The organism is Bradyrhizobium sp. CFUWI, assembly GCF_056429085.1.
Genome location: NZ_JBWJZE010000319.1, coordinates 1 through 387 on the forward strand (window position 1 = coordinate 1; position 387 = coordinate 387).

1 protein-coding gene is annotated in these 387 nt (G+C 69.8%); it reads left to right on the forward strand.

The window, feature by feature from the left end; genetic code table 11:
• Nucleotides 1-285: hypothetical protein (locus tag AC066S_RS40000; RefSeq protein ID WP_478272095.1), on the forward strand; the 285-nt coding region annotated here is incomplete at its 5' end.
• Nucleotides 286-387 lie beyond the last annotated feature (102 nt).

Below are 387 nucleotides of genomic sequence, written 5' to 3' on the forward strand. Positions count from 1 at the left end.
GCCCTGGGCAACGTGGGCGGCGGCGCGAGCTGGCGCCAGGCCCTCTGGGTGGGCTGCGCGATGACGCCGATGTCCTCCATCGCATTGCTGATCGCCTCGCAGTTCGTGGTGGCCTCGGCCGCCACCGGCCAGCTGATCGCCCGCATCGCGCTGCCCACCATCCTGCTCATGGAAGTGCTGGGCGCCGTCATCGCCACGGTCGCCATCTACCGCGCCGGAGAGAGTTCGAAACCCTGGGCGCCGGCCACGCGCGCCGCCAACGCAGAGCGGGAGCAGCAGCCATGAGCCTGGAAGCATTCCACCATTCCGAGCCGCTGACGCTCGGCGTCGAGCTGGAGCTGCAGCTCGTCAAAACGCACAACTACGACCTCGCGCCCTACGCCGAGG